Here is a 26,781-nt window from a genome sequence, read left to right on the forward strand (position 1 = left end):
CAAGCCCGATTTTTTTACTAAATTTGTTTGTCATAAACTGCTGACTGCCATGAAAAACATTGCTATCAAACCCGAGGATTACACCATTCTCGCCGTTGACGATATCGCCACGAACATCATGCTGCTCAAAGCCGTGCTGAGCCGGGCGAAATACAAAATCGTCACGGCATCGGGCGGTTACGAGGCCCTGGAAAAGGTAGCGGCGGTGAACCCCGACCTGATCCTGCTGGACATCATGATGCCCGACCTGGACGGTTACGAGGTTTTGAAGCAACTGAAGGCAAATCCCGCGCACGAGGATATTCCCGTCATTTTCCTCACGGCGCTGCATAACCCCGAAGACATCGTGAAGGGTTTCAAGTACGGAGCCAGCGACTACGTCTCCAAGCCTTTCAACCATGAAGAGCTGATCACCCGCGTGGCGCACCACATCTACCTGGCTGCGGCGCAGCGGACCATCCTCCAGCAGCGCGACGAACTGCAGGCCACCGTCGAAGCGCGCGACAAGATGTACTCGGTGATCGCCCACGACCTCCGCTCGCCGATCGGCACGCTCAAGATGGTGTTCAACATGCTTTCGATCAGCATCACGCCCGATCAGGTCAGCGAAGAGAGTTTCGAAATGATTTCGATGGGCAACAACATCACCGAGAGCACGTTCATGCTGCTGGACAACCTGCTCAAATGGACCAAAAGCCAGATCGGCCGCATGAATACGGTCTTCCAGGAGGTCGACATTTCCGAAGTGGTGCTTTTCGCCAGCAAGATGTCCGACCTGGTGGCGCAGGTCAAGAACGTCGAGGTGGAATACGAAATTCCGGGACCGATCACGGTCCACTGCGACGTGGACATGGTCAAGACGATCATGCGCAACCTGATGTCGAACGCCATCAAGTACAGCCAGGAAGGAGGCCGCATCGTGATCTCCGTGAGCGACTCGCCCACGCATGCCATCATCTCGGTCCGCGATTTCGGCATCGGCATCAAGGAAGAGGATATTCCCAAACTGCTGAACCCCGAAATCCACCATACCACCTACGGAACCAAGAACGAGGAGGGATCGGGGCTGGGCCTGCAACTGGTGCAGGACCTCACGCGCCGCAATGGAGGCGAACTGACCGTCGAATCGAAGGAGGGCGAGGGTTCGACCTTCACCTTCACCATCGCCAAGGAACAGCCCGCACCGGCGACTGCAAACGACGCTACCGCTTGAGCCTGAGATCGGCGATGACAGCCTTGTGGTCGCTCAGATCGTCGGCAGGTATGTAGTAACGGACTCCCGTGAAATTATCGTCGTAGAAGATGTAGTCGATGCGCAGCACGCCGCCCAGGTAGCGAAACGTGCCGCCGAATCCGTTGCCGACGGCCCGGAAGCCATCCGTCATATTACCTTTGATCTGACGGTAAGTATAGGACGACGGAGTATCGTTGAAGTCTCCGGCAAGGATAGCCGGATAACGCGTAGAGTCGATCACGGCGCGGATTTCACGCACCTGCTGCGCCCGGATACGACTGTTGCGCTCCAGTTCGCCGATCACCCGTTCGACCGGGGCGTCGCTGTTGTAATCCTTGCGGAAACGGTGACGAAGGCCCGAAATACCCGAAGTCTGAAGATGCACCGACAGTACGCGCACCGTATCGTCACCCACCTTCAGGTCCGCCTCCAGGTAGTCGTTGCCCGAATCGGGGAACTGAACGTAGCGGTGGTCGAGGATCGGGAAACGGCTCAGGATAGCCTGGCCGTTCTGAGCGACATGGTAAGGCATCCGCGAAGCGAAAAACCGGGCGATGCTGTCGGCCGGGAATTTAGAATCCTGGAGAAACTCCTGCAGGCAGAGCACGTCGACCTCTTCGCGTTTCATCACGGTTGCGATACCGTAAGCCGTGACCGACGTGGGACCGAGGCGGCGGAACCCGAAGGCGTTGAGCGTCGCCACACGGATGTCGTGCGGGCCTTTGCTGCCGAAATCGGGCAGTTGGACCATCGCCGAAATGTAACCCAGGTTGAGCGCCAGCGCCGCAACGGGCATCAGCGCAACACCCCATTTGCGACGGAAAAGCCACCAGACGAGCGCTGCAAGGTTCAGCAGCAGGATGACAGGCATCAGCAGCGCGATCGAAGCCCAGAAATTCCCGGCTTCGGGCGAAATGAACGACGAACGCCAGCTCACGACGGCTGCCGCCAGCAACAGTGCGGTAAAGGCAACAGCCAGACTTTTCAACAGATAGGATACAGCTTTTCGGCCCATAAGGTATATTATTTCGACCTAATTTGTTTATTTCGTTTGCAAAGATATATAATTTTAAATAATAATTCTATCTTTGCTCATTAGAATCAAACGTCTCAATTTGAGAATGAAACGAATATTAATTTCAGGCGGCGCCGGGTTTATCGGGTCCCATTTGTGTGAAAAATTACTTGCGGAAGGTGACGATATCATCTGTCTCGACAACTATTTCACCGGACACAAAAGCAACATCCGGCATTTGCTGTCACACCCGAATTTCGAGGTTATCCGCCACGACATCGTCTATCCCTACATGGCCGAAGTCGAGGAGATCTACAACCTCGCCTGCCCCGCCTCGCCCATTTACTACCAGCACGACCCGATCAAAACCACCCAGACATCGGTCATCGGTGCGATCAACATGCTCGGCATGGCCAAATACAACCGGGCCAAAATCCTCCAGGCTTCGACCTCGGAAGTTTACGGCGACCCGCTGATCCATCCCCAGCGGGAGGATTACTGGGGGCACGTCAATCCGCTGGGCATCCGCTCGTGCTACGACGAGGGCAAACGCTGCGCCGAATCGCTCTTCATGAGTTACTACCGCGAACACGGCATCCCCGTAAAGATCATCCGCATATTCAACACCTACGGCCCGAAAATGGACATCAACGACGGGCGCGTGGTGTCGAATTTCATCGTCCAGGCGCTGCGGGGCGATAAGATCACGATCTACGGCGACGGCGAACAGACCCGCTCGTTCCAATACATCGACGACATGATCGAAGGCATGACCCGCATGATGAACATCACGCCCGACGACTTCACCGGCCCGGTAAACATCGGCAACCCGCATGAATTCACCATCGCCGAACTGGCCCGCGAGGTGATCGACCTGACCGGTTCGAACTCGAAGATCGTCCACCTGCCCCTGCCGGCCGACGACCCCCAGCAGCGGCAGCCCGACATCTCGCTCGCCCGCAACATGCTCGACGGCTGGGAACCGAAAATCCAGTTGCGCGACGGTCTGCTTAAGACAATTGCCTACTTCGAGGAGGTATTGTCGCGGGGAGGGGTCCGGCGCTGAGGCTGAAACGGCACGTACAAAAACGCGGCCACAACCTGTAAATGAAAAAGGCGGAATCTGTCGGATTCCGCCTTTTTCGTACAACGATTCCGGCCTAGTCGACCAGCATCGCGTGACGGTAGCCGTCGGTCTTGTCCCAGTCGCCGCGCGTGAAGTCGGGAACGGCCACCGGAGCGCTGTTGTTTTCGAGCGACATCGCCGTAAGGGCTCCGATGCACGACCATTCGGCCGCGTCGTATACATCCTGGTCCAGCGGCAGACCGTGCTGCAGGCAGTAGACCAGGCGGTAATCCATGATGAAGTCCATGCCGCCGTGGCCGCCGACCTCCTTGGCCTTCTCCTCGATCTGCATGACAATCGGGTCCTTGTAACGCTCCATCAGCGCCCCGCGCACCTCCTTCGACACAAAACGGTGGGCGTTCAGGTTCTCGTGGTCGGGCACTCCCGAATCCGAAAGCTGCTCGGGATTGAAGGCATAGCCCTGCATGGGGTACTTGTTGGCGAAGCCCTTCGTACCGGTCACCTGGTACATGCGGCTGTAAGGACGGGGCGTATAGACGTTATGCTCCAGCAGGATCGTGCGGCCCTTCTCGGTCTTGATCATCGTCAGCGTCTGGTCGGCGTTGGCGAACTCCGTGGCGCCGAGTTTCTCTTCGGCGAGCTTCAGGCCGTTGACCGACTTGGTATCCATCGACACCAGGTAGTTCATCTTGTCGCCGCGGTGAATGTCCAGCACCTGGCAGGCAGGGCCGAGGCCGTGCGTAGCGTAAACGTCGCCGCGGTGTTTCTGGTTGAATTTCAGGCGCCAGCTATCCTGGTAATAATCCCAAAAGGCGTCGAGGTCGTGGATGTACGACCCTTCGACATGGAGAATGTCGCCGAACAGCCCCTGCCGGGCCATGTTGAGCGTCGTCAGTTCGAAGAAATCGTAAACGCAGTTCTCGAGCATCATGCAGTGGCGCTGCGTCTTCTCGGCAGTGTTCACCAACTGCCAGCACTCTTCGAGCGACGTGGCGGCGGGAACCTCTACGGCGACATGCTTGCCCTGTTCCATGGCGTAAACAGCCATCGGAACGTGCTGCAACCACGGGGTTACGATGTAAACCAGGTCGATGTCATCGCGCTCGCAAAGCTGTTTCCAGCCCTCCTCGCCGCTGTACGAAGCCGCTTCGGGGAATCCGCGGCGCACGAGGATCGCCTGCGCGCTGTCCACCCGTTCGGGATAGAGGTCGCAGAGGGCTTTGATTTCGACCCCGTCGAGGTGTGTAAACCGTTCCACGGCCCCGGGGCCGCGCATGCCCAGCCCGATGAAGCCCACGCGAACGACATCCATCGGTGCGGTTTTGAGCCCCAGCACCGATTTCTGACCCGGTTCACGCGCGGGAGTATCGAAAACGATCACGCCGTCGACAGTCTTCCAGCCTTTCGATTCGCAACCGGAAAACAGGAGAATGCCCATAAGGGCAGTCAATAAAACAAGGAATTTCTTCATTAGTATAGCAGATTGGTTGGTTTCGTTACAAAAGTATGAAATATTTTGAAATATGCGCTCATTTGACTACTTTTGCCGTCGTAAAAATCTCATTTCATGTTTCGTAGACTCGCGGCGGTAATCCTATCGGCCATCCTGCTTTCGCCGGGATGGCTCAGCATGACGGGCTTGACGCTCCTTGTCGGGTTCGTTCCGCTGCTGTGGATCAGCGCGTCGTACGACGATACGCGCCGCTCGTGGTGGCGCATGTTCGGCTGGGCGACGCTCGCGTTCGTGCTGTGGAACCTGATGACGATCTGGTGGATCTGGTTTGCGACGCCCGTAGGGCCTGCGGCCGCCACACTCGCCTCGACGACGATGAATATGATCGCCTTCATGCTCTTCCACACCGTTTCGAAAAAAGCTCCGAAAGCACTGGCCTACGTCACGCTCGTCACGGCTTGGATCGCCACGGAATACTGGTACACCGTCGGGGATTTCTCGTGGCCGTGGCTCGTGCTGGGCAACGGATTTTCACACGAAATCTGGGCCGTGCAATGGTACGAATATACGGGCGTCTTCGGCGGCACGCTGTGGGTGCTGCTCGCCAATATCCTGATTTTCGAGGCTCTCCGGGCGCGCTCCGCACGGCGGTGGATTGCAGCGGCCTGCGCCGTCGCGCTGCCCGCAGCCGTATCGCTGGCCATCTGGGGAAGCTGGAAACAGCCCGACGAAGGATCGGTCGCGGTGAGCATCATCCAGCCCAACGTCGACTGCTACGACAAATTCCACGGCGACACCGAGCGGCAGGAGCGCAATATCATCGACCTCCTGGCAGAGGTTCCTGCCGGCGCACAGTTCATCCTGCTGCCCGAAACCTCCGTCCCGGGCCACTACCTGGAACCCGAACTGAGCGATTTCTACTCGGCAGGCGAACCGGGCGCTTTCTGGCAGGAACTGACCGACACGCTCCGCAGCAGCCATCCCGGCGCGCTGCTTATCGCCGGGGCCAATACCATCCGCCGCTACCCGGCCGGGGCACAGACCGAAACGGCCCGCCAGGACCGCTTCGGGAATTACTACGACATTTTCAACACGAGCGTGGGCCTCGATTCCGCAGGCGGCACGCAAATCTACCACAAAGGACGGTTGGTGATCGGCGTCGAAAACACCCCGACGTGGGTCTTCGACGTACTGAAATTCCTTGTGATCGACCTCGGCGGGACGCTGGGGCAGATCGGCAAAGGGCCGCACGGAAAGGCGTTCGAACACAACGGCGTAAAGACCGGCCCGGCAATCTGCTACGAAGGGCTTTACGGCGATTTTTACGGCGGTTTCGTCCGCCGGGGCGCCCAGTTCATGGCCATCATATCGAACGACGGATGGTGGGGCGACACGCCGGGCTACAAACACCTGTTCACCATCTCGCGCCTCAGGGCCATCGAACACCGCCGCGCCGTCGCCCGCTCGGCCAACACGGGGCGTTCGGGCTTCATTTCCGCCCGCGGCGACGTGGGCGAAACGCTCGGCTGGGAGCAGCGCGGCGTGATCACGGCGCAGGTCCCGCTCAACACCCGGCTCACGTTCTACACCCGTTACGGCGACTACCTGGCCCGTATTTCGGAATATGTCCTGCTGCTGTGCGTACTTTACTTCGTCGCCTACCGTTACAAACGCAGGAACCACCTCGTCAAATAAATCCCTTGCTGATATGAATTACACCCAGACACTCGAATTCCTCTTTCAGTCGCTACCCGTCTTCGAAACCCAGGGCGCGACGGCTTACAAACCGGGATTGGAGCGCATCACCGCATTCTGCCGCCACATCGGCAACCCCCAGCGCAACTTTTTCACGATCCACGTCGCCGGGACCAACGGAAAAGGTTCCGTGGCGCACATCATCGCTTCGGTGCTGGAGCAGGCCGGATACCGCACGGGACTGTTCACCTCGCCCCACCTGCAGGATTTCCGCGAGCGCATCCGCGTCGACGGCGAGATGATCCCCAAGCAGAAGGTGGTAAACTTCGTGGACAAGCACCACGACAAGATGATCGAACTGGAACTGTCGTTCTTCGAAATGACCGCCGCGATGGCCTTCGACTACTTCGCGCAGAGCGATGTCGAGGTCGCCGTGATCGAAACGGGCCTCGGGGGACGGCTCGACGCCACGAACATCATCGTCCCGATCCTGAGCATCATCACCAATATCGGATTGGAGCACACCTCCCTGCTGGGCGACACGCTGCCGAAGATCGCAACCGAAAAGGCCGGGATCATCAAAAAGAGCATCCCGGTAATCATCGGCGAGGCCGACGCCCGCTACAACGGGGTTTTCGAACAGGTCGCCGCCAACAACAAGTCGCGGGTGATCTACGCCGAGCAGGAATTTTCGTGCGAGGAGCACCACACCGAGTGCGGCTGCCAACGCTTCCGCCTGCGCCGCACGCGCGACGAACGGACGTTCGACGTGTCGCTCGACCTGCAGGGCAGCTACCAGAGCCGCAACATCGTGACCGCTTCGGCGGCGATCGACTACCTGCACGAGGAGACGCCGCTCACCATCTCGCGCCGCGCCTTCCTCGAAGGCATGCGCTGCGCTGCCGCCAACACGGCCCTGCAAGGCCGCTGGCAGACGCTCGGCGAAGCGCCGCTGACGGTCTGCGACACGGGCCACAACGCCCACGGCATCGCCTATGTCGCCGATCAGTTGAAGGCCACGCCCCACAAGGAACTCTACTGCGTGATCGGCTTCGTACGCGACAAAGACCTGGCGCACATCCTGCCCCTGCTGCCGCGCGACGCCCACTACATCTTCACGCAGGCCCACTCCGAACGCGCCCTCCCGGCCGCCGAACTGACCGCGAAAGCCGCAATCTACGGGCTTCACGGCGAAGCGGTGGAGGAAGTGACGGCCGCCGTAGCCCGCGCCAGGGAACTGGCCGCACCCGAAGACATGATCTTCATCGGCGGCAGCACCTATGTGGTAGCCGAAGCGCTGTAAACGGCCCCGATAAATAAAAAAGCCCGCTGCCGGAACAGCGGGCTTTTTCGTCATTCGAGCACCCGGACGGCCACCCGGCCCAGCCGCAGCACGAAGGGCTGGCGAAAATCGGCCGTGACGACCCCGCCGGCCGAATCGTCGGCCGGATTCTCGGGAATCGTAGCCATGACCGCCGAGGCAGGCACGAGGCGTACGGTGAGTTTCTTATGCCCGAGCAGCGAGGCCGGGAGCGGCACGCTGTACTCGGTGAATCCCGGCGCGGCATCGTACGAGAGGCGGCGCAGGCCGAGGTCCTTGATCGTGGCGTCGTTGTAAACGATCGGACGCAGCACGAAGACGCGCCCCGCATCGATGAACGGCAGTCCGTCGGCCGAATACTCGACCTTCCACTCCACGGGGAAACCCCACGAACGGTTGATGTCGTGGTTGCCTGCGAGGAACGAGAAGTCGAACGAGAGGCCGCGCCCCTTCACCCCTTCGGTCGAAGTCTCCACGACAATGGCTTCCGCGCCGCTCATGCGGCCCCGGTTGTCGAATTGATACCAGTCGTGGGTATCGGAATCGAGCCGCAGGGCGGCGTTGACGCGCATGGCCTTGCCGTCGTTGTCCTGCGCATAGCGCGTGTCGTACTCCGTGTCGAGCCGCATCCGGGCCCCGGAAGTCGTCGAAAGGAATCCCTCGCCCGCGTCAGCCAGCACACGGTCGCCCGCAACGCCCTCCTTCGGGGCCCGGGGCGTGTAACCCTTCTTCTCGAAACGGATGGCAGCGTCGTAGTTACGGTCCCAGTTCCACTCGGCGACAGCGGTGTAGGACGAAGCCGTATCGCGCGGGATGGCGATGTCGCGCTCGTCGAGCGGACGGATCGCATAACGCCCCATGTCGCCGCCGTAACGCCGCATCGGGGTGTGTACCACAATGCCCGAAACAGGTCCTACGCCGTGCGGAACACCGCGGCCGTCGCGCCGCCAGGTACATTTGGTATTCACGAGCATGTAAATCGAACCGTTGTCGGCATCCTTGAGCAGCGAGGCCCACCCGTCGGTGCGCCGCGAAGGCTGGTCGAAGGCGTTGAGCCGCGAACGCTGGACACACGATTCGAAAACATTCGTATAACAGCCCTGTTTGCTCAGGAACTCGGTCGCGGTAAGCGTCACATAGGTGTAAACGTCTTCGTCTTTCAGGTCGGCGATACGCTTCTCTTTCTTCGGCAGCGCAACGCCGCGTTCGAGCACCGCGACGTTCTCGGCGCGAAGGCCGTCGACCGTGTAGCGTTCGGGATCGGCGTCCCCGGTCAGCGAACAACCGCCCAGGTCGAGCCGTACGCGGTCGCCCCGTTCGAGGCGGTTTTCGTAGATACCCGCAAAACGCAGCCGGAAGCCGTAACGGCCGTCGGGGCTTTCGACATAGGCCGTGCGGAGGTTCTCGCCGAGGTCCACCTTATCGTAAGAGATGTTGGGGTTCAGTTCCATGTTCGGCGAGCGGTAGTCGCTGACCACGAGGGCTTCGATCTGTACGCCGGGAGCCAGCCGCACGGTGCGGCCCGCAGCCTGCGCGCGCAGCGCCTCGAAACTCTCGGCCCGCACGCCCGCCGTCGCCGCGAGGCACAGCACCACGGCTGCCGCCGTTCGGATCATATGTTTCATAGTCGGTAGATTTTAGTTGTCGAACAAATCGTTGAGTACGCGCGCCAGCCGGTAGGCTCCGCGCAGGGCCTGGTCGACGGGCAGGGCGCCGTGCTTCTCAAGGAACCCCTCGTCGATGTTGTCGCCGGGTTTGGCCCAGTCGTAAATCACGCGGCAACTGCGGGCGCACTCCAGCGCCCAGTCCGTCGGCGTACCTTCACCCACGGCGCGCTGCTTCTCGGCGGGCCATTTGTCCAGTTCCCGGCGATAATCCTCCTCGGTCCAATCGGGATACTGGCGCGACACGGAACCGTCCCAGACCCAGTGGTAGGTAACCTCTTTCCCTTTGTATTTCAGGTGGAAGAAGTCGTAGTGCCGCGGAGCGTCCATGCCGCCCGGAAGGTCGGCGAAATAGATATGTGCCGGGCAATGCATCTCCCCGACGAGGTGGATGACGTATTTGAGGTTGACGTTGACCGTCGAATCGGATAATTCACGGTAGTTGCGCAGGCGCTCGATGGCACGCGTAAGCTGGCGCACGGCGTCGCCGTCGCCGTTCGGACGCAGGGGTTCGGGCGGCACGCTGCCGTCGGCATCGATGGTGACCATGTGCCAGTAGGTCGTTATTTCGTAACCGGGGGCCGTACGGTAACGGTCCATCCAGGTCGAATACTCGACGATCGACTGGTCGAGATAGCGGTCGAGCACCTGCCGGGTGCGGGGCGTGAGGTGCGCCTCGGCGATATAGGCGATCAGGCGGTGTTCACGGCCGCCCCACGCGAAGGCCGCCGTGCCCGCACAGAGCATCAGCAGCAGACAAATCAGTTTTTTCATGGCGTTCATTTTCGGTTGCCGTACCCCCGGAAGGCGGGGTACATATAAGTGTCGTAATTATGGGCGATGGTCCACGGGGCCGAAACATTGTCGTAACGCTCTTCCCCCGCGACTGCGCCGAACGAGCGGGTGGAAATCTCGTAGGTGAAGGGACCCCGGTAACGGCATTCGGCGAGCAGCACCCGATAGAATTCGCCCCAAAGCCCCGCTTTGCCGATGGCGTCGGAATAACCCAGCCGCCCGGCGTAGCCCGGCATCAGGTGGTCGTCGTTGATCCGCCCGGTCCAGCCGCGGTTGCCGTGGACGTGCAGTTGACCGATGCGCGCGCCGGCGGTCCGGAGCCAGTCGAGGACCGTCTTTCCGGGCTGTTCGCGCGTAAGGTAGAGGTTGGCGTGGCCCGTATCGAAAGCGATGCGGACTTCGTGACGGTGGCTGCCCATCGCATTGGCCTCGTCGACGGCAGCAGCGAGCACCGCGGCATCGGCGCCCACGCCGTAGGACATGTTCTCGACGCAGACGTGCGCCCCGATCTCATCGGCGACCGTCTGCAACTCGTGCAGCGACAGGGCGAGGCTCGCGGCCGAACTGCCGTCGCCGAAGGCGAGGGTCTGGTTGCAGTGAACCAGCACGTTTTTCGGACCGAGGGGCGCAACGGCGCGGATCGCCTTCGTGAAGAAGGCCACCGAGGCGGTGCGGTCGGCTCCCGCGGCACAGAGGTCGCGGTTGCGGACAGCGGTCGTCGACCCGTAAGGCAGGTGTATACACCACACTTTGCAGCCGTTGGCGACGAGTTGTTTTTGGGCGAACGCGATGTCCTGCGCCCAGACCGATTCGTCGGACGAAAGGCTGGGACAGATCCACGTCATGCCATAGCCCGGCGTAGTGGTGTAAGTCGTCTCGTTGGCCATCGACAGCACGGCGCTCGGCCGCAGGCGCAGGCGCGAAACATCCTCGCCCGCAACGCCCCGTTCGGTCGTAGGTTCGACCGTGACGTAATCGCCCGAATGAGCGTAGCGGGCCGTGCGGTGAACCTCCACGTCGTCGATCCAGAAGCAGTTCGCGGCGTTGCGGATCACCGTGGGCATAAAGCGGAACGCACTTCCGCCGGCCACGGCCCCGAACGACATCCGCACCTCGTGCCACACCCCGTGCGCCAGCTTGGCCGTGCGCAGCACGACGGCCGTGCGGGTAACTCCCTGCACCGACTGCGAGATGTCCGTCCCGGTCGTAACATCGGTATCGACCGGCTCGCCGTCGATCGTACATCCCAACAACACGCCCGACTCGGCCAGGCAGGCCACATCGCTGGCCATGCCGCGTTCGAGACAGATCCGGAACGAGAGTTCGGCATAGCACGACTCATCGGCATTGGTCATCGGAGGCGTTACGAGAATACCCCGGTTGCCGTAGTTACCGACATCGCCGCCGCACAGGCTGCCCCGGTATTCCGAGGCATAGAAGAGGCGCTGCCAGTCGTAGAGGCCGCGGTTGCGCAGGTAGTCGCGGCGCACGGCGAGCGTCGAACTCGCGGCGGGCGCAGAGTTGTAGTCCGAAGTCTCGAAAAGCACGCTCCCGGGCGTTCCGACCCCCTTGGCGACGTAGGCCGCCTCGGTTCCGGCCGACGTGGCGGGCGACGGCACGGAACTGCCGGCCCCGACCCCGTAACCGCTCTTTTCGCCGACATAGTCGCACCCCCAGACACAGTTGTCGAAATGCTCGGCGAAGAGCAGGCCGGCATCGGGGGCGTAGTCCAGCGGCGCGAGGTTTTTCACCCCGCCCGCCGTGACGGCGCACGGACCGGGAATGTCGTAGGTCGCGGAGCGATGGCCGCAGTCGGTGACGCGGATGCGAAGGCCCGAAGCGTAATTGCCTTCGGGGACCGCCACGCAGAACTCCTTTCCGGAGGCTGCAAGGGAAACCCCGCCGCCCGTTCCGGCACAGTCGAGCACCACCCACGGAAGGTTGCCGGGATCGCTGTCCTGCGTGAGTTTCAGCACGGCCGGATCGAACGGAAACAGGCCCGAAACAGTTCCGGCAGCCTTATCCTCGACACGAACCGAAGCGATACGCGCATCGCCTGCAAGCACAATACGCACGACGCCGCACAGCGGCGAAAGCGTCACCTCGCCCACACCGTCGGCAGTCCGCACCGTGCCGTACATCGGGCACGCAGCGGCCTGCAAACTCCCGCCCGAAGCCGGGAATTGCGCAGGAGGCAGTATGAAAGCCCGCTTCACGCGGCTGTACGCATCGGCCGGGAAATAAACCGTATAAAGGCCGTCGGGCGAGGCGTCTGTGCCCACGACCGGCACGCCGCCGGCATCGAAGCCCACCGTGCAAGCCACGCCGTTGACCAGTGCGCGCTCCTCCCCGGTCCAGTCCCAGCGCAGGCCCGACTCCCCGGAAGGGACTCTCAGCCGCAGGGTCACCTCGCCGCCCACGGGCGGGCGGGGTTCTTCCCCACCGCCTGTCCCGTCCTTGCCGCAGCCCCCGAGGAGCAGCGGCAGGACGAGCAGCAGGCATATCGAATGACAAACGCTACGCATGGCGCTATCGGTAGCGCAGGGTGATGACACCCCACCGCAACTGGTTGTCGTAGGTCGTGGCGGCGCTGATCTCGGCGGTTTCCGTATCGCCGTTCCAGACCAGCGGCAGCACGGTCATCACCTTGTCGTAGGGCCGGATACGGACCATCACCTTCTCTTTGCCGAAGACCTCCGCCGGGAGGCGGAAGAGGTGGTCGGTCAGCCCGAGGCCCGCCGACGAGCAGGTGTTGTAGCGGTTTCCGGCCAGCGAAGCGTCCCACCACGGCAGCGAGCGCATATGCACGTAATCGGCCCCCGTAGCCGTGCCCGGACAAAGGGTGTAATGCTGTCCTCCGTCGACGGAATACTCCACGCACCAGTGCGCCGGATAGGTTTTCGAGGTGTTGGCCGAAATCGTTCCCGCAGCGAACGAGAACCCGAGGAGCATGTGCGAACCGCTGACCGAAGCGGTCGAAAACTCCAGCCGCAGGCCGTTGTAACCCACGACCTCGTTTCCTTCCCACTGATACCAGCCCTTCACGCCGGCTTTGACGAAATAGGCCTTGCAGGTCGTCGAGGTTCCGAGCGAACCCACCTCCGGATTGTTGTAATTGCCTGTACTTCCGATGGGCCAGGCTTCGGAGGTCGTGGTTTCGACCCCGTTTTCACAGAACAGTTCGGCGTTCGGCGTGGTCTTGTCCGCCGAAATATCGTCCGACGGCGTGATCGACTGCAACCGGTTGTAAGCGTAGCGGCTGTTGAACCCGGCATAGGTTCCGAACGAGTATTTGTGGGGATTGCCGTCCCACTCGGCAAATTCCGTGTAGGCCGACTGCCCGGCCCACTCCATGTCGAAGCCCTCTTCGCCGAGCACGCGAATCTGGTAACGGCCCACATTGCCGTAACGCGGCAGCTCATTATGGACCACGATGCCGTGGGTCGAACCCACGCCCTGCGGAACGCCCTGCCCCGAACGGCGCCAGAGGCAAAGCATGTTGACCGGGGCGTAGATCGAATTCCCCGCATCGTCCATCAGCAGCGACGCCCAGCCGTCCATGCGGTTGTTGTTGCCCGTCTGCGAAGCGTTGACTTCGGACAGAAGGCTGTAATTCTCGTAAACGTTGGCGTAACTGCCCTCTTTGAACAGAAACTCGGTATTCTGCAGCGAAACATAGGTGTAAACATCCTCGTCGCTCAGTTCCGAAATCCGGCGCACCTTGGCGGGGACAGTCTCCCCGGCGGCGCTTTCGACCATGTTTTCACCGACCAGGCTGCTGATCGTATAGCGTTCGGGGTTCTCCTCGCGCGTCAGGACCGTGCCGTTGAGCGAGAGCGAAAGATGCGTCCCGCGGACCAGCACGTTGTCTTCCGGCGTATCGAAGCGCAGGCGGAAGCCGTAACGGCCGTCGGGACTCTCGATATAGGCCGTGCAGTCGTTGACCGTCACGTCGACCTTGTCGTACGACACGCTGGGATTGACTTCCATGTTCTTGCTGTGGAAATCGCTGATGACGATGCCTTCGATCAGGATATCCTCGTCAACGGCCGTACCTTCCCCGGTCGCCAGCGCCCGTACCTCGGCGAACGAGACCTCGCGGCCGAATTCGTCGTCCTTGTCGGCCTGCGTGATGTAGAGATTGGCCGAGAAGGTCTCCTCCCAGCCGTCGACGTAGCTCAGGTTGACGACCGCCTTGCAGACATCGTCGCCCGGGTTGGGCTTCGTATCGACGACCAGCATGCCCTGTTCAGGCTGCACGCTGCTGATCCACCCCTCGGTTTTACCGACGTAGGAGGTTTTGACGGCGAAGTCGCCGAGCGGAATATTGGTGTCGATCTCGAACTGGGTGAAGGTCTCGACGCTGCCGCGGATAGCCTTGTAGGGAGCCGGACATTCGAGCGACGGAACCACGCCGTACTGTTTGACACAGACCGTATCGACCCGTGCGCCGCCGTCGAGCACGAAGCGCAGTTTGGCCATGCGGCGGAACGAGGGATTCTCCGTAAAGGTGACCGAGACTTTCCGGTCGCCGTCGAACTCCACGGGATCGACAGCGGCCCAGTCGCCGGTGTCGTTGAGCGGCTCGACCCGGACGCGACCGTTGGAGTAAAGCTGTATTTCGGCGGTTCCGCCCGACGCCGGGACGAAAAGTTCGCGCTCGGCAGCCGTAAGTTCGCGCACGCGGATGGTTTCGGCGTCGTCGACCGAGCAGGCGGCGGCCGCGAGGGCCGCAAGGCCGCACGCCGCACTGTTACGTAATAGCTTGCTGTATTTCATATTCAGGTTCAGTTTTGGTGTTATTTGTAATCGACCGAGATCGTCCCGAAACGGATGACGGTCGTCTGCTTGCAGTTCTTGCGAACCACCGAGGTCGGGATCAGCACGTCGGCGGAGGGGTTGCCGCGAATCTGCGAGAGCAGGCCCGAGGCGGGCGAAAGGCGCACGACGACTTCATCGCGGCCCAACGCCGAAGGCGGCAGCCGGAAAACCCGCTGCTGAAGGCCCATACCGCAATCGTAGGGCGTGCGCAGGCGGTCGGCATGGCCCGACCCGTCGATCACCTTGTCCCACCAGGGCAGTGCGCGCAGCACGACGGTTTCCTGTCCCGTAGCGGCATCCTTCAAGGGTTGGAATTCACCGCCGTCGACCGAATATTCGGCTTTCCACTCCAGTGGGAAATTCCACGAGAAATTGCCGTCCTGGTTGCCAGCTCCCCATTCGAAAGCGAGCTGCAACTCCGTGCCGCGGGCTTTTTTGGTCGGAAATGCAATGTAGAAGGCATTCGACCCGGCCATGCGGCCCATATTGTCCCATTTGTACCAATCGGGGGTCGGGGCCTTGAAGACGACCGCCCCGTTGCCGATCCATCCCCGGTTCTGTGTTCCGGTGGCGTTGTAGTCGGCTTCGACGTGTACGAAAGCGCCGCAGTCGGTCCAGAGGTATCCGCGCGAAGCGCCGGCGTCGCTCAACACCCGGTCGCCCTTGCGCCCCTCGGTCCCGAGGTTCTGGTAGCCGAGCAGTTCGAATTCGAGCGATGCGCCTGCCGAACCGTCGAGAACCCACCCCGTGAGGCGTTTCCACGGGGAGTTGCGTTTGCGGCTGACAGCGATGTCGCCCTCGTCGAGCGGGCGGATCGAATAGCGGCCCATGTCGCCGCCGTAACGGCGCATCGGCGTATGGACCACGATGCCCGAAAGCGGCCCCGTGCCCTGCGGCAGGGGATTGCCCGTGCGCCGCCACGCACAGAGCGTATTGACGAGCATATAGATCGCGCCGCCTTCCGAGTCGCGCACGAGCGACGCCCAACCGTCCATGCGGTTGTTGATGTCGTACTTATAGTGGTGGAGCGCACCGCAGAACTGGGCGTAAGGTTCCCAGATGTTGGTATAGGAACCCTCCTTGAAGACAAATTCGGCGTCGCGCAGCGTCACGAAGGTATAGAGGTCGCCGTCCGTAAGCGTCGCGACGGTCCGCTCCTTCGCGGGAACGTCGGCGGGCGTGCCGGGTGTCACCGAGACGACGTTGAGCGCCTGCACGCCCGTCAGCGTCATGCAGTCGGGCGAAGCGGTGCGCGTGAGACGGCAGCCGGCGAGATCGAGGCGTACGCGGTCGTAGCGTGCAAGGCGGTTTTCACTCGCCTCGTCGAAATGCAGGCGGATGCCGCAACTGCCGTCTGCGGCCTGGACATAAGCCGTGCGGTCGTTCTCTTCCAAGTCGACGGAGTAGTAGTTCAGGTTGGGGTTCAACTCCATGTTGGGGCTGCGGTAGTCGCTGACAACGACGCCTTCGACCACCGCCGGGGCGGTCAGGAGGACCGACTTTCCCGGTTCGCACAGCGCGCGGAGCGCGTCGAACGGCCCGGCGGCCGCGGCCTGCCCCCACAGGGGGACAGCCGCGACGGCGAGCAGGTATTTCAACAGGTGTTTCATAATTCAGCTTATTTGTACTGGATCGAAAGGTCTTCCACATAGACCGCATTGGCGATAGCGAACGGATAGGTCCGCGTTACGCGTACGTTGCGGTAGGTCTGGCCCAGGCCGTAGTTGCCCAGCCCGGCGTTCCACGTCGCGATGATGTCGGACGAAGGGCTGATGCGCACCCGGACCTTCGATTTGCCGAGCACATCGGCGGGCAGCACGAAGCGGTAGGGAACCAGGCCGAAGCCGAAGTCGGACTGGGTGTAGACACCCGACTGGTTGGCCGTGTCGAAGATCGAAGTGCGCGTCGCACTGTTGTTGATGCACCACGGCAGCGAGCGCATCTCGAAACCGCGCACGCCCGTGGCGGCATTGACAGCCTCGGTCCAGTCGCTCCACGTCGCACCGTTATCGGTCGAGGTGGCGTATTCCACCTTCCAGTAGACGGGATACGAACTGGCATTGGTCCACGAGCAGGCGGCTTCGTTGGTGCTGTGCTTGCCTGCGGCGATCGAGAAGCTGACCGCAGCGGCGGAACCGCCGACGCCCGATGTCGGGAACTCCATCACGATGCCGTTGGTCTTGCCCGTCCACGTATTGCCGTTCCAGTCGTACCAGCCGGCGACATTGCCGCAGAAGGCCAGCATCGTGTATTTCGACATGCCCATCGTCGTGCCGTCGCCCGCCACGTAGTTCGAGGCGCTCAGTCCGCGGTAACCGTGGACGATAGCAACAGGATATGAACGATCGTTAGCGACAGTCTGGTTGAGCATCCGGTTCTCGCTGTAAAGCCGCGCACTGCCGTCCGTGTTGTCGGTCGTGGCGTGCATCCGGTTCTGGACGAGCTGCGCAGCCGAATTCGTGGCGTTGCCGACGGTGTAGCCGCTGCCGTCGTTCCATACATAGGCCCCGACCGAAACCACTCCCTTGTCCAGCCGCCACTCGACGAGTTTCGCATAGGACGAAGCCTCGGCACGCGCAACGTCGATGTCCGCCTCGTCGAAGGGCCGGATCGAGTAACGGCCCACATTGCCGCCCCAGCGCTCCATCGGCGTGTGAACCACGATGCCGCTGACCGATCCGACGCCCTGCGGGACGCTCTGTCCCGTGCGGCGCCATGCGCAGTTCATGTTCACAAGCATATAAATCGCGTCGTTCGATCCGTCGTAGAGCAGGTTGGCCGCACCGTCTTTGGCCCGCTGGGCCTGCGTGCCGCTGGCAAAGGTGATCCCTTCGTTATAGGGATTCAGGATCGCGTCGTACTCGCGGACATTGGCGTAAGCACCCTCTTTCACGGAGAACTCCAGCCCCGAAAGCGTACAATAGGTATAGAGATCGTCGTCGGTAAGCGTCGAGATGGTCCGCGCCTTGGGTTCCAGGGCTGCGCCCCCGGCCACCTTTTCGACGTTTTCAGCCTTCACGCCGCGCAGCGTGTAGCGCATCGGATCGCTTTCGCGCGAAAGGATCACACCGTCGAGCAGGATTTTCACCTGCTCGCCCCGCAGGCAGGCGTTGTCCGCCGCGGAGGCGAACTTCAGGCGGAAACCATACATACCGTCGAGGCTCTGCACGTAGTTCGTACGGTCGTTTTCGTCGGTCGTAATGCTGTTAGGGCCGGTATTGACATTCTGGTCCATGTTCGGGTTCCCGGCGTCGCCGATGACACGGCACAGCAGGTAGTCGATGTGGTCCTCGTCGCTGGCGTAGGGTTTGTCCTCGGCGGTGAAGAGCGCACGCAGGTCGGCGAACGGGATTTCGCGCGGCTGGGCCGTCACACGCTGGGTAATGGCCGAAGAGGCCGAAATCACGTTGCCCGCAAGGTCGGTGTAGGAGACCGTGATCGTGGCGTAGCGTTTCTCCACGCCGGTATTCTCCGAAATATCGTAAGCCAGAGATTCTGCGCCGAGTTCGACGTTCGAGATAAACCCGGCCGCAGCGGGATCGGCATACGTCACCTCGGTCTTCATTTCGCCGAGCAGCGCCCCGAGGTTGGTCGAGAAGGCCACCGTACGCTTGCCGCCCTCGATGGGAACCACGTCGTCGGAGAGCGTGATGCGGCCCTCGTCGGCACTCTGCGTCACGGTGAAACTGTCGCCGAAAACATTGCCGTTGGCATCCTCGACCGAGAAATCGACCGTCGCCGTGCGGGGTTCCCCCGTGGCATTGGCGGCCGTGGAGAAGGTGATCAGTCCCCGGCGGGCCAGCGGTATCTCCGTCTCGCCCGCTTCCGTATCGTCGGCATGATACGCGATGTCCGAAATCCACGCATCGCCCTCCGATGCGTAGGTCACGGCCGGCACGACCTCGCGGAGCAGTTCGTCGGGCAGGTTGGTCTCGAAGGCCGTCGTACCTTTATAGGCGCCGTTGGCAAAGGCCAGGTCTTTCGCCAGGAAAATCAGTTCGGGAGTGGTGATTCCCGCCTTCTGAACCACGGTAATGGACTTTTCGAGCCCCGAACCGCGCAGCACTACCCCGACCGAACGGGCCAGCCCGGAGTTGTCGGCGCAGTCGAGATGAATGGTCGTAATGCCGCTGCCCGAGGTGCGGCTGAGCGTCGCCCATACCGATTCGGCGGCGAGCTGTGCGGTCCACGCACCCGAGCAGTAGACCGTGATGGGGAGCCGGGCGGCCGTGGCGTCGACCGAATATTTGTCCGTATTGACGCTCAGGTCGTAACGCTCCTCGAAAGTGTCGGCGCACGCAACCGCGAAGAGTCCCGCGAGCGCCAGTATCAGGTTGTTGATTCGTTTCATCGGTTCTGGTTTTTATAATCCGTCGGCAAGGTACTCGTCGTTGGTCAGCACATACCCCGAAAGGGCGCACTGCGCATCGGGAATGGGATAGTAACGGTGGCAGGGGCGCATCTTGCCCTTGAGCGTCGAGTTGTTGGTGTAGGCATAGGTCTGATCGTACCAGATGCCCCAGCGCACCAGGTCGAATTTGCGCTGGAACTCGCCGCCCAGTTCGCGGGCGCGCTCGCAGCGGATGGCCAGCGTAAGGTCCTCGAAGCCCGTAAAGTTGGTGACGGGATCGACGCCCGCCCGTTCGCGGACCATGTTCAGGTAGCGCATCGCTTCGTCGGCGTTCTCCAGGTTGCAGTAGCACTCGGCCATCATCAGGACAGCGTCGGCATAACGGAAAATGCGGTAGTTGTTCGAATCGTAGTTCTGCTCGATGTCCGGACACCAGAACTTCGGTCCCGGCCAGGGCACGCCGTACGTGCCGGTGATCTTGAAGGTGGCTCCCGTCTCCAGGTCGCCCAGGCCGAGGAAGTATTTCACACGGCGGTCGATCTTCTGACCGCGGATCTCCCCGGCGGCCAGCGCCGCCATGTCGATCTTCACCGTATAACGGTTCAGCGAAGCGTCGTACGTGTCGTAGGTCAGGGGCAGGGGATTGAACAACGCGTCGATATAGGTCGCATTCTCGGTCTGCGTGTTGCCCGTCGCAGGGCGGAAAATCGCATAGCGGTTGCAGGCTCTGAGCGACGACCAGCCGGGCATCGTCGTCCCGTAGCCCTTCAGAGGCACGCCGTCGAACACACCGTCGCCGTTGTGCGTGGGCATCATGATCGCGGCGACGTTGCCGTTGTACTGCGTTCCGGTGAGCGACCATGCATGCTGGATCTCGAAGATGGTCTCCGCAGGGTTCTTGTAACGCCACTGGGTCTCGGCCAGCGGGTAGTTGCCTTCGTTGAAGTCGCCGTACAGCTCCTCGATAGCCTGCAGGGGAACCAGCGCCCCGTTCCAGTCCTCGTTCCAGAGGGCGAACTTGGCCATCAGCATCAACGCCAGCGCATAACCCGAACGGTTGTCGACAGCCTCCGAGGCGCGGCACTTGCGGCCGTTCTCGGCCGTGAACCACGGCAGGGCGTTCTGCTCCAGGTCGTCGTACAGTTCCTGGCGGATTTCATGGGCCGGGGTACGGGGCAGGCGGCGGATTTCGGCCAGCCGCTGGTCGGTGTCGACCATCGAGGTATAGAACGGCACGTCGCCGAACATGCAGGTCAGGATGTAGTAGTAGAGAGCGCGCATCACGCGGGCTTCGGCCGCAAGGGGCATCTTCACCCCGTCGGGCAGGTCGGCCGTCGAGATACACTCGACGCATTCGTTGCAGTACATCACGCCCTTATAGCCCTGCGTCCAGACGGTCTTGCCGTACTGCGGTTTGGCCGGGGTCACGTCGAGGCAGGCGTCGACGGTCGTCGAGGACGAATACCAGATGTCGGTGCAAGCTTCGGTAACGAGCATGAAGTTGGCCGTATAGATCGAATTGACGGGCATGTAGCACGAATTGAGCGCCGCAATGCACTGCGACTCGTTCTGATAGAACGATTTGCGGTTGACGAACGAGGTCGGCTCCTCCGCCAGGGAACAGGATGCGAGCAGTCCCGCCGCGAAAAGGGCCAATATGGAATGGTTGAAGTTTTTCATCTGCTTCGGTAATTGTCAGGTGGATTAATAACGCAGCTGGATGCTGAACACGAACATCCGCGAACGGGGATAGGCGCCCATGTCGACGCGGCGCAGGGTCGAGCTGGTTCCCTCGCTCGAAACGTCGGGGTCGAAACCGTTGTAGTTGGTCCAGAGCCAGAGGTTCTCGCCCGTGACGGCCAGCGTGATGTCGCGCAGCAGGCGGGTTTTCTTCCTCAGGTCGAACGTATAGGAAACAGTGGCGTTCTTCAGGCGCAGGTACGATGCGTCGTGCACCTGCAGCGAACTGGGAACCAGCCGGTCGTCGGTTCCCGCACGGGGCAGGTCGGAATCCGGGTTGCGCACGGGATGCCACGCGTCGAGCATGTAGCGGTACTGGTTGGTGGCATAACCGCCGGCCATCGCCAGTTCGGAGTAGTTGTAAATCTTGCCGCCCAGCGAATAGGAGAAGTAGAATCCGATGTTCAGGCCCCCGATCGTGAAGGTGTTCTGCAAACCGCCGTAAAGCACGGGGTCGGAGTTGCCCAGGTAGATCAGGTCCTCTTCCGAAAGAATGCCGTCGCGGTTCTGATCGACGTATTTGGGATAACCCAGCATCAACTGGGCGTCGCTGCCCGTCGAAGACGATATATAGCTCTTGGTGAATCGGTTGCGCTCGAACTCGCCGGTCGTCTTCCAGACTCCGCCATACTGGAATCCCCAGAGCGAATTGAGCGGATAACCCGTCTTGTAACCGTACATCATGTAGTTGGTGTTGCCGCCGCTTTCGAGGCACGACACATACTCTTCGTGGCCGATGTCGTCGACCATCTGCTTGTTGTGCGAAAGGGTGAAACTCGTCGTCCAGCCGAATTTCGGCTTCACGATGTTGCGGCTCTCGATCGAAACTTCGACGCCGCGGTTCGACGTTTTGCCCAGGTTCGTAAAGCGGCTCGTATAGCCCGTGGTGTGGATCGTCTGCAACGAGAGCAGCAGGTCGCGGGTGGTCGAATAGTAGCCGTCGACAGTCAGGGTCAGGCGGCCATCGAAGGCCGAAAAGTCGAGTCCGGCGTTGTAGAGCGTGGTTTTCTCCCACGTCAGGTCGGGGTTCGCCACGCGCGTCGGGAAGGACGAAGCCGACTGCTTGCCGCCGAACAGGTAACCGTTCGTGGAGGTCCCGTAGGCTTCGAGCGAACGGTAGGTCGCGATGGCGTCGTTACCCGTGCGCCCGGCGCTCAGGCGCAGCGACAGTTCGTCGAGCCAGCGCACCTGTTTGAGGAAATTCTCGTTCTTGGCGTTCCATTTGACGGCCGCCGAGGGGAAGAAGCCCCATTTGTTGTTCTCAGCGAAGTTCGACGATCCGTCGTAACGGCCCGTGAAGGTGAAATAATAGCGGCTCTTGTAGTTGTAGTTCAGGCGCATGAGCACCGATTCGCGCACGACTTTGTTCGAACTGGTCGAAGCGCTGTAATTCTCCTTGCTGCCGATGCCGTTCATGTTGTTCCATTTCAGGTCGTCGGTCAGAAGACCTTCGGCCTTCAGCGAGAAGAAGTTGGCCGTTTCGTGCGTGGCCGAGAAACCCGCCATCGCATCGAAATAGTGCCCCGAGGCGAATTTTTTCGAATAGGAGATCGTATTTTCCGAGGTCAGGCGGCGTGCGTCGCCTTCATAGCGGTAGGCGTCGGCGCCTTCGCCCTCGGTGTTCTTCGGGAGGTAGCTGGGCCAGAACTGGTAGTCGTGACGCTGATAGACCATGTAGGAGTTCTGACTCTTGATAATCAGCCCGCGCGCGGGTTTAATCGTGAATTCCAGCACGTCGGTGTTGGTCATGCGCTCGCTCTCGTTCTCGTTGCAGTCGATCTTGGCGCGCGGCGTGTTGATGCGCACACCGTTCTCGTAAAGGGGGTTGATGTAGTCGTTGGGACCCATCGTCGGGGCCAGATAAACGGCGCCGTCCCAGATGTTCGCACCGCCGATGGTCGCCCGGTTGGGACTCTCGTCGCGGAAGGTGTAGCTGCCCTTGAACCCGACGGTCAGCCACTTGGCGAAATCGTACGAGAGATTCAGGCGGGCCGTAATGCGGCGGAATCCGCTGCCGTCGACGATACCCTGGGTGTCGTTGCCGCCCAAGGCCGCGAAGTAGCTCGACTTCTGGCCCCGGCCGCTGACCGAAAGGTTGTAGTTCTGATAGATGGCCGTGCGGGTGATTTCGTCGATCCAGTCGGTTCCGCGTCCGTACTCCGAGGGGTCGAAACGCGGCGGGCGCTGCGGATCGCGCGAAGTGAAATAATAGCGGTCGTTCTGGTAACGAATGAACTCCTGCGCATTCATCAGGTCGAGGTCGCGGGCGAGTTTCGAGACGCCGAATTCGGCTTTGGCCGTAATCGACGGCTTCGACGTGACGCCCTGCCGCGTGGTGACGATAATCACGCCGTTGGCGCCGCGCGAACCGTAGATGGCCGTCGACGAGGCATCCTTGAGTACCGAAATCTGCTCGATGTCGGCCGAGTTGATGTCGTTCAGGTCGCTCACGGCGTCGATCACGCCGTCGACAACGATCAGCGGTTCGTTCGAGGCCGAAATCGAACGCGTACCGCGCACGCGGATCGAGGTCGTGGCCCCGGGCGCACCCGAGGTCGACATGATATCAACGCCGGCGATACGACCTTGCAGGGCCTGGTCGACCGAGGTGTTGGGCACGTCGCGGATGTCGGACATCTTCACGTTGGAGACCGAACCCGTCAGGTCGGATTTCTTCACCGAGCCGTAGCCGATGACCACCACCTCGTTGATGGTGTTTTTGGCGTCGGGAACCAGGTTGACATCAACCTGCGTGCGGTCGCCTACGACGATCTGCTGGGTGACGTAACCCAGGTAGGAGACCGAAATCAGGGCGTCCGATGCGCCGAGCGTCAGCGAGTAGCGGCCGTTGCTGTCGGTGACCGTTCCGCGGCGCCCGTCGGGTGTGGTGACAGCAGCGCCGATCATCGGGGCGCCCGTCTCGTCCAGAACCGTACCGGTCAGGACCCTGCCTTTCTCCGCCGCGGAAGAGGAAGTCGCCGAAGCCTTGTAAATCACGATCATCTTGTCCTTGATCGAGTACTGGACGCTGCGGTCGAGCACTTCGCGCAACACCTGCGACACGGGCGTACGGTCGAACGAGGCCGTGACCGGACGTTCGAGGTTCAGTTCCCGGGTGTCGTACATGATCGACAACCCGGTCTGCGCCTCCACCTCCTTGAGGACGTTCTTGAGGGGTGTTTTCCGGAAATTCTTCGTGACGGGCTGCATCTGCCCCCACGCCGGGAGCGTCAGCAGCACGAACAGACACGGCAGAAGCACCCGTTTCAGATTGGAAAATTGATTCATTTGCTTAAGGTATTGGTTGTTTTAAAGTAGTTTCGGGATTCGGACGTCACTTGGCCGAGAGGCGGACCGAAGGGCCTTGGCGGTGGACCGAGACCGGAACGATCAGGTCGAGGGCCTTCAGCACGCTGTCGAGCGATTCCTGGTTGCTCAGGCGGATGGTGATGAAGGTTCCGTCGGCGCGCAGGCGGTCGTCGAGCACGATCTCGACGCCGTAAAGGCTGCTCAGGCTCTCGCAAAGCTGCACGATCGTCACGTCGATGAACTCGATACGGCCCTCGATCCAGGCCAGGTACTGCGCCGTGTTGACGTGCGTGATCGTCGTGGTCTCGGCGAAACGATCGTAGGTGAGCGATTCGCCCGGACGAAGCACGGTCTCGCCGCGCGGGGCGGCGAAATCCACGGCGCCTTCGAGCAGCGTGGTCGTGATCAGCGAGTCGTCGGGATAGGCCGCCACGTCGAATTTCGTACCCTTGACCACCACCGAGCAATTTCCGACCTTCACCTCGAAGCGGTGCTTGTCGTCGGGCGAAACGTCGAAAAAGGCAGCGCCCGAAAGCTCTACGGAGCGGTTCGTGGCGTTAAAATTGGCCGGGTAGGTCAGCGTCGACGACCCGTTGAGCCGTACCTGCGTCCCGTCGGGCAGGCAGACCGTACTGCGGTCGCCGCATTTTGTAGTCACGGTGTAACACTCCGTGGCATGTGCCAGCAGCAGGCGGTCGTAGAGCCGCGCCCCGAAGAAAGTCGCACACACGACCGCCGCGGCCGCCGCTACACGCCACCAAGCAGCGACCCGCCCGAGACGGGGATTCCGCCCGGGGCCCTGCAAACGGATACGCGACCGCAGGCGACGCCAGTCGCTGTCGGTGAAGGCGTCCGACACCGGGGCCGACTCCCATTCGAGCCGCCACGCGGCGAACTGCCGGCGACACCCGGCATCGGAGGTGACGAAGCGGAACAGTTCGCGCTCCTCCTCGGCGGTGATCTCTCCCGCAAAATAACGTCCGGCCAAATGCCGCATCTCTTCCTGATCGAATTTCATCTCTTCCATTTCCGTTACATATTTTAAAACAACCTAATTTGCTTTTCCCCAACCTTCGCAACCATAAAAAATTCAAAAAAGTCGCAAAAAGAAAGAAAACGGCAACAGCGGAGAGGAAAATCTCCGCCGTCGTACAGTTAATATCGTCTATCGGATTACAGGTAATTGGCCAGCAGGCAGGAGAGCACCGCCACGGAGAGTTCAAACGAGCAGCTCCGCCGCAGGTGTTCGCCCAGCCGGCCGACGGCGCGGGAGAGGTGCTTCTCGACGGCCGTCTCGGAGATACCCAGCCGGGCGGCTATTTCCCGGTTTTTCAGCCCTTCGAAGCGGCTCATGCGGAAAACCTCGCGGCAGCGGTCGGGCAGTGCGTCGACCGCCTTCTGCACCTCGCGCTGCAACTCCTCGTAGAGACACGGCTGCTCGGCGTCGCTCAGGAAATCGTAGCTGTAAATACGCTCCTCACCCCGCATACGGGCCGTATACTCCAGTTCGTGGCGCGCTACGACGCCGTTGTGTTTCAGATAATTGAGACAGCGGTTGCGCACCATCGTGAACAACAGCGACGCCAGGTCCAGTTCGCGCAGTTCACGCCGCCGCTCCCACAGGCCCGCAAAACTGTCCTGCACCAGGTCGCGCGCAGTCTCGCGTCCGGCGACAAACCGGGCGGCATAGTTCACCAATCGGGGATAATAACGCCGGAAAAAGCACTCGAAGTCGGCTTCGTTGCCGAATTTGATGCCTTCGAATAACCGTTGGTCGGACGGCGAGGGTGTGGACATAGCAGATTTTGGGCTTTTGCCACAAAAATAGCATTTTTTTCCATGCCGCAAAACTTTTCAGCCGTGACAAAAACGTGACACGGCACACCCGGCACAAAAAAGGCGCTGCTATGCAGCGCCTTGGAATTTTAGGCCTGTCCCATCTTGGGACCCGCGTCGGGCGTAGGCTGGGGCGACGGAATTTCGATCTTGCCCACGTTGCTCTCGTAACGCACGATATTCTCCTGCAACGAGCGCAGCAGCCGTTTGGCATGCTCGGGAGTGAGGATGATGCGGCTTTTGACTCGCGCCTTCTGCACACCGGGCAGCACCGTCGCAAAGTCGATGATGAACTCCGAAGTGGAGTGCGATATGATCGCCAGGTTCGAATAGTGGCCCTGGGCCACGGCGTCGTCCAGTTCGAGGTCGATGCCGAATTGTTTCATCTCTGCCATTGTGGAGTGCTATTTCTTGCAAATTTATTCATTTTCAATTAATATTATACAAGCATGGGGCCAAA

Annotated in this window: 17 protein-coding genes; 4 read left to right on the forward strand and 13 right to left on the reverse strand. The window is 61.2% G+C overall.

Annotated elements, in window-relative coordinates; translation table 11 throughout:
- Positions 1-49 precede the first annotated feature (49 nt).
- Positions 50-1,213, forward strand: coding sequence for a hybrid sensor histidine kinase/response regulator (locus tag I2E69_RS04130; protein ID WP_195458951.1), 1,164 nt, complete (start codon positions 50-52; stop codon positions 1,211-1,213).
- On the opposite strand, the gene I2E69_RS04135 is transcribed toward I2E69_RS04130, so the two are convergent.
- Complete coding sequence (locus I2E69_RS04135) at positions 1,203-2,249, reverse strand: endonuclease/exonuclease/phosphatase family protein (protein WP_195458953.1); 1,047 nt, start codon at positions 2,247-2,249, stop codon at positions 1,203-1,205. The two genes, I2E69_RS04130 and I2E69_RS04135, sit on opposite strands and share 11 nt — an antisense overlap.
- Positions 2,250-2,355: 106 nt before the next feature.
- Here I2E69_RS04135 and I2E69_RS04140 point away from each other — a divergent pair, with 106 nt between their 5' ends.
- Entirely contained in the window at positions 2,356-3,315 is a 960-nt protein-coding gene (locus I2E69_RS04140) for a UDP-glucuronic acid decarboxylase family protein (RefSeq protein ID WP_195458955.1), read from the forward strand.
- 94 nt (positions 3,316-3,409) lie between these two features.
- Here the strand turns inward: I2E69_RS04140 and I2E69_RS04145 are convergent, their stop codons facing one another.
- Complete coding sequence (locus tag I2E69_RS04145) at positions 3,410-4,807, reverse strand: Gfo/Idh/MocA family protein (protein ID WP_195458957.1); 1,398 nt, start codon at positions 4,805-4,807, stop codon at positions 3,410-3,412.
- Between the two features lie 96 nt (positions 4,808-4,903).
- Here I2E69_RS04145 and lnt point away from each other — a divergent pair, with 96 nt between their 5' ends.
- Positions 4,904-6,484 (forward strand): apolipoprotein N-acyltransferase, encoded by a 1,581-nt coding sequence (lnt, locus tag I2E69_RS04150; protein ID WP_195458959.1) that lies wholly within the window; start codon positions 4,904-4,906, stop codon positions 6,482-6,484.
- Positions 6,485-6,497: 13 nt separating this feature from the next.
- On the forward strand, positions 6,498-7,787 hold the full coding sequence (locus I2E69_RS04155) for a bifunctional folylpolyglutamate synthase/dihydrofolate synthase (RefSeq protein ID WP_195458961.1): 1,290 nt from the start codon (positions 6,498-6,500) through the stop codon (positions 7,785-7,787).
- A 50-nt stretch (positions 7,788-7,837) separates the two neighbouring features.
- On the opposite strand, the gene I2E69_RS04160 is transcribed toward I2E69_RS04155, so the two are convergent.
- The 11 genes from I2E69_RS04160 to I2E69_RS04210 form a co-directional block, all read right to left on the reverse strand.
- Positions 7,838-9,430: a hypothetical protein gene (locus tag I2E69_RS04160; protein WP_195458963.1), complete on the reverse strand. Its 1,593-nt coding sequence runs from the start codon at positions 9,428-9,430 to the stop codon at positions 7,838-7,840.
- Between the two features lie 12 nt (positions 9,431-9,442).
- A complete protein-coding gene (locus tag I2E69_RS04165) occupies positions 9,443-10,243 on the reverse strand; it encodes a S1/P1 nuclease (protein ID WP_195458965.1) in 801 nt (266 codons plus the stop codon).
- A gap of 5 nt (positions 10,244-10,248) precedes the next feature.
- Positions 10,249-12,789: a sugar phosphate isomerase/epimerase family protein gene (locus I2E69_RS04170; protein WP_195458967.1), complete on the reverse strand. Its 2,541-nt coding sequence runs from the start codon at positions 12,787-12,789 to the stop codon at positions 10,249-10,251.
- 4 nt (positions 12,790-12,793) lie between these two features.
- The gene (locus I2E69_RS04175) at positions 12,794-15,043 is read right to left on the reverse strand and encodes a BACON domain-containing protein (RefSeq protein ID WP_195458968.1); all 2,250 of its coding nucleotides are present in this window, start codon (positions 15,041-15,043) and stop codon (positions 12,794-12,796) included.
- 20 nt (positions 15,044-15,063) lie between these two features.
- Positions 15,064-16,695, reverse strand: a complete 1,632-nt coding sequence (locus I2E69_RS04180) for a hypothetical protein (protein ID WP_195458969.1) — start codon at positions 16,693-16,695, stop codon at positions 15,064-15,066.
- A gap of 8 nt (positions 16,696-16,703) precedes the next feature.
- Positions 16,704-19,436, reverse strand: a complete 2,733-nt coding sequence (locus I2E69_RS04185; RefSeq protein WP_195458970.1) for a BACON domain-containing protein — start codon at positions 19,434-19,436, stop codon at positions 16,704-16,706.
- Between the two features lie 12 nt (positions 19,437-19,448).
- Positions 19,449-21,116 (reverse strand): RagB/SusD family nutrient uptake outer membrane protein, encoded by a 1,668-nt coding sequence (locus I2E69_RS04190; RefSeq protein WP_229095377.1) that lies wholly within the window; start codon positions 21,114-21,116, stop codon positions 19,449-19,451.
- Between the two features lie 24 nt (positions 21,117-21,140).
- A complete protein-coding gene (locus tag I2E69_RS04195; protein ID WP_229095378.1) occupies positions 21,141-24,464 on the reverse strand; it encodes a SusC/RagA family TonB-linked outer membrane protein in 3,324 nt (1,107 codons plus the stop codon).
- Positions 24,465-24,510: 46 nt separating this feature from the next.
- The gene (locus tag I2E69_RS04200) at positions 24,511-25,512 is read right to left on the reverse strand and encodes a FecR domain-containing protein (RefSeq protein WP_195458971.1); all 1,002 of its coding nucleotides are present in this window, start codon (positions 25,510-25,512) and stop codon (positions 24,511-24,513) included.
- 146 nt (positions 25,513-25,658) lie between these two features.
- Positions 25,659-26,282, reverse strand: coding sequence for an RNA polymerase sigma-70 factor (locus I2E69_RS04205; protein ID WP_195458972.1), 624 nt, complete (start codon positions 26,280-26,282; stop codon positions 25,659-25,661).
- Positions 26,283-26,410: 128 nt separating this feature from the next.
- The gene (locus I2E69_RS04210; RefSeq protein ID WP_015546810.1) at positions 26,411-26,716 is read right to left on the reverse strand and encodes a DUF3467 domain-containing protein; all 306 of its coding nucleotides are present in this window, start codon (positions 26,714-26,716) and stop codon (positions 26,411-26,413) included.
- Positions 26,717-26,781: the final 65 nt, after the last annotated feature.

Origin of the sequence: Alistipes sp. D31t1_170403_E11, from assembly GCF_015553985.1 — a bacterium.
Taxonomy (GTDB): Bacteria; Bacteroidota; Bacteroidia; order Bacteroidales; family Rikenellaceae; genus Alistipes; species Alistipes montrealensis.

Bases quoted from the DNA above. Each gene is read 5' to 3' on its own strand.
- I2E69_RS04190 (WP_229095377.1), bottom strand. From the start codon at position 21,116: ATGAAAAACTTCAACCATTCCATATTGGCCCTTTTCGCGGCGGGACTG.
- I2E69_RS04130 (WP_195458951.1), top strand. From the start codon at position 50: ATGAAAAACATTGCTATCAAACCCGAGGATTACACCATTCTCGCCGTT.
- I2E69_RS04135 (WP_195458953.1), bottom strand. From the start codon at position 2,249: ATGGGCCGAAAAGCTGTATCCTATCTGTTGAAAAGTCTGGCTGTTGCC.
- I2E69_RS04210 (WP_015546810.1), bottom strand. From the start codon at position 26,716: ATGGCAGAGATGAAACAATTCGGCATCGACCTCGAACTGGACGACGCC.
- I2E69_RS04175 (WP_195458968.1), bottom strand. From the start codon at position 15,043: ATGAAATACAGCAAGCTATTACGTAACAGTGCGGCGTGCGGCCTTGCG.
- I2E69_RS04180 (WP_195458969.1), bottom strand. From the start codon at position 16,695: ATGAAACACCTGTTGAAATACCTGCTCGCCGTCGCGGCTGTCCCCCTG.
- I2E69_RS04170 (WP_195458967.1), bottom strand. From the start codon at position 12,789: ATGCGTAGCGTTTGTCATTCGATATGCCTGCTGCTCGTCCTGCCGCTG.
- I2E69_RS04140 (WP_195458955.1), top strand. From the start codon at position 2,356: ATGAAACGAATATTAATTTCAGGCGGCGCCGGGTTTATCGGGTCCCAT.
- I2E69_RS04185 (WP_195458970.1), bottom strand. From the start codon at position 19,436: ATGAAACGAATCAACAACCTGATACTGGCGCTCGCGGGACTCTTCGCG.
- I2E69_RS04160 (WP_195458963.1), bottom strand. From the start codon at position 9,430: ATGAAACATATGATCCGAACGGCGGCAGCCGTGGTGCTGTGCCTCGCG.
- I2E69_RS04145 (WP_195458957.1), bottom strand. From the start codon at position 4,807: ATGAAGAAATTCCTTGTTTTATTGACTGCCCTTATGGGCATTCTCCTG.
- I2E69_RS04165 (WP_195458965.1), bottom strand. From the start codon at position 10,243: ATGAAAAAACTGATTTGTCTGCTGCTGATGCTCTGTGCGGGCACGGCG.
- I2E69_RS04200 (WP_195458971.1), bottom strand. From the start codon at position 25,512: ATGGAAGAGATGAAATTCGATCAGGAAGAGATGCGGCATTTGGCCGGA.
- I2E69_RS04155 (WP_195458961.1), top strand. From the start codon at position 6,498: ATGAATTACACCCAGACACTCGAATTCCTCTTTCAGTCGCTACCCGTC.
- lnt (WP_195458959.1), top strand. From the start codon at position 4,904: ATGTTTCGTAGACTCGCGGCGGTAATCCTATCGGCCATCCTGCTTTCG.
- I2E69_RS04195 (WP_229095378.1), bottom strand. From the start codon at position 24,464: ATGAATCAATTTTCCAATCTGAAACGGGTGCTTCTGCCGTGTCTGTTC.
- I2E69_RS04205 (WP_195458972.1), bottom strand. From the start codon at position 26,282: ATGTCCACACCCTCGCCGTCCGACCAACGGTTATTCGAAGGCATCAAA.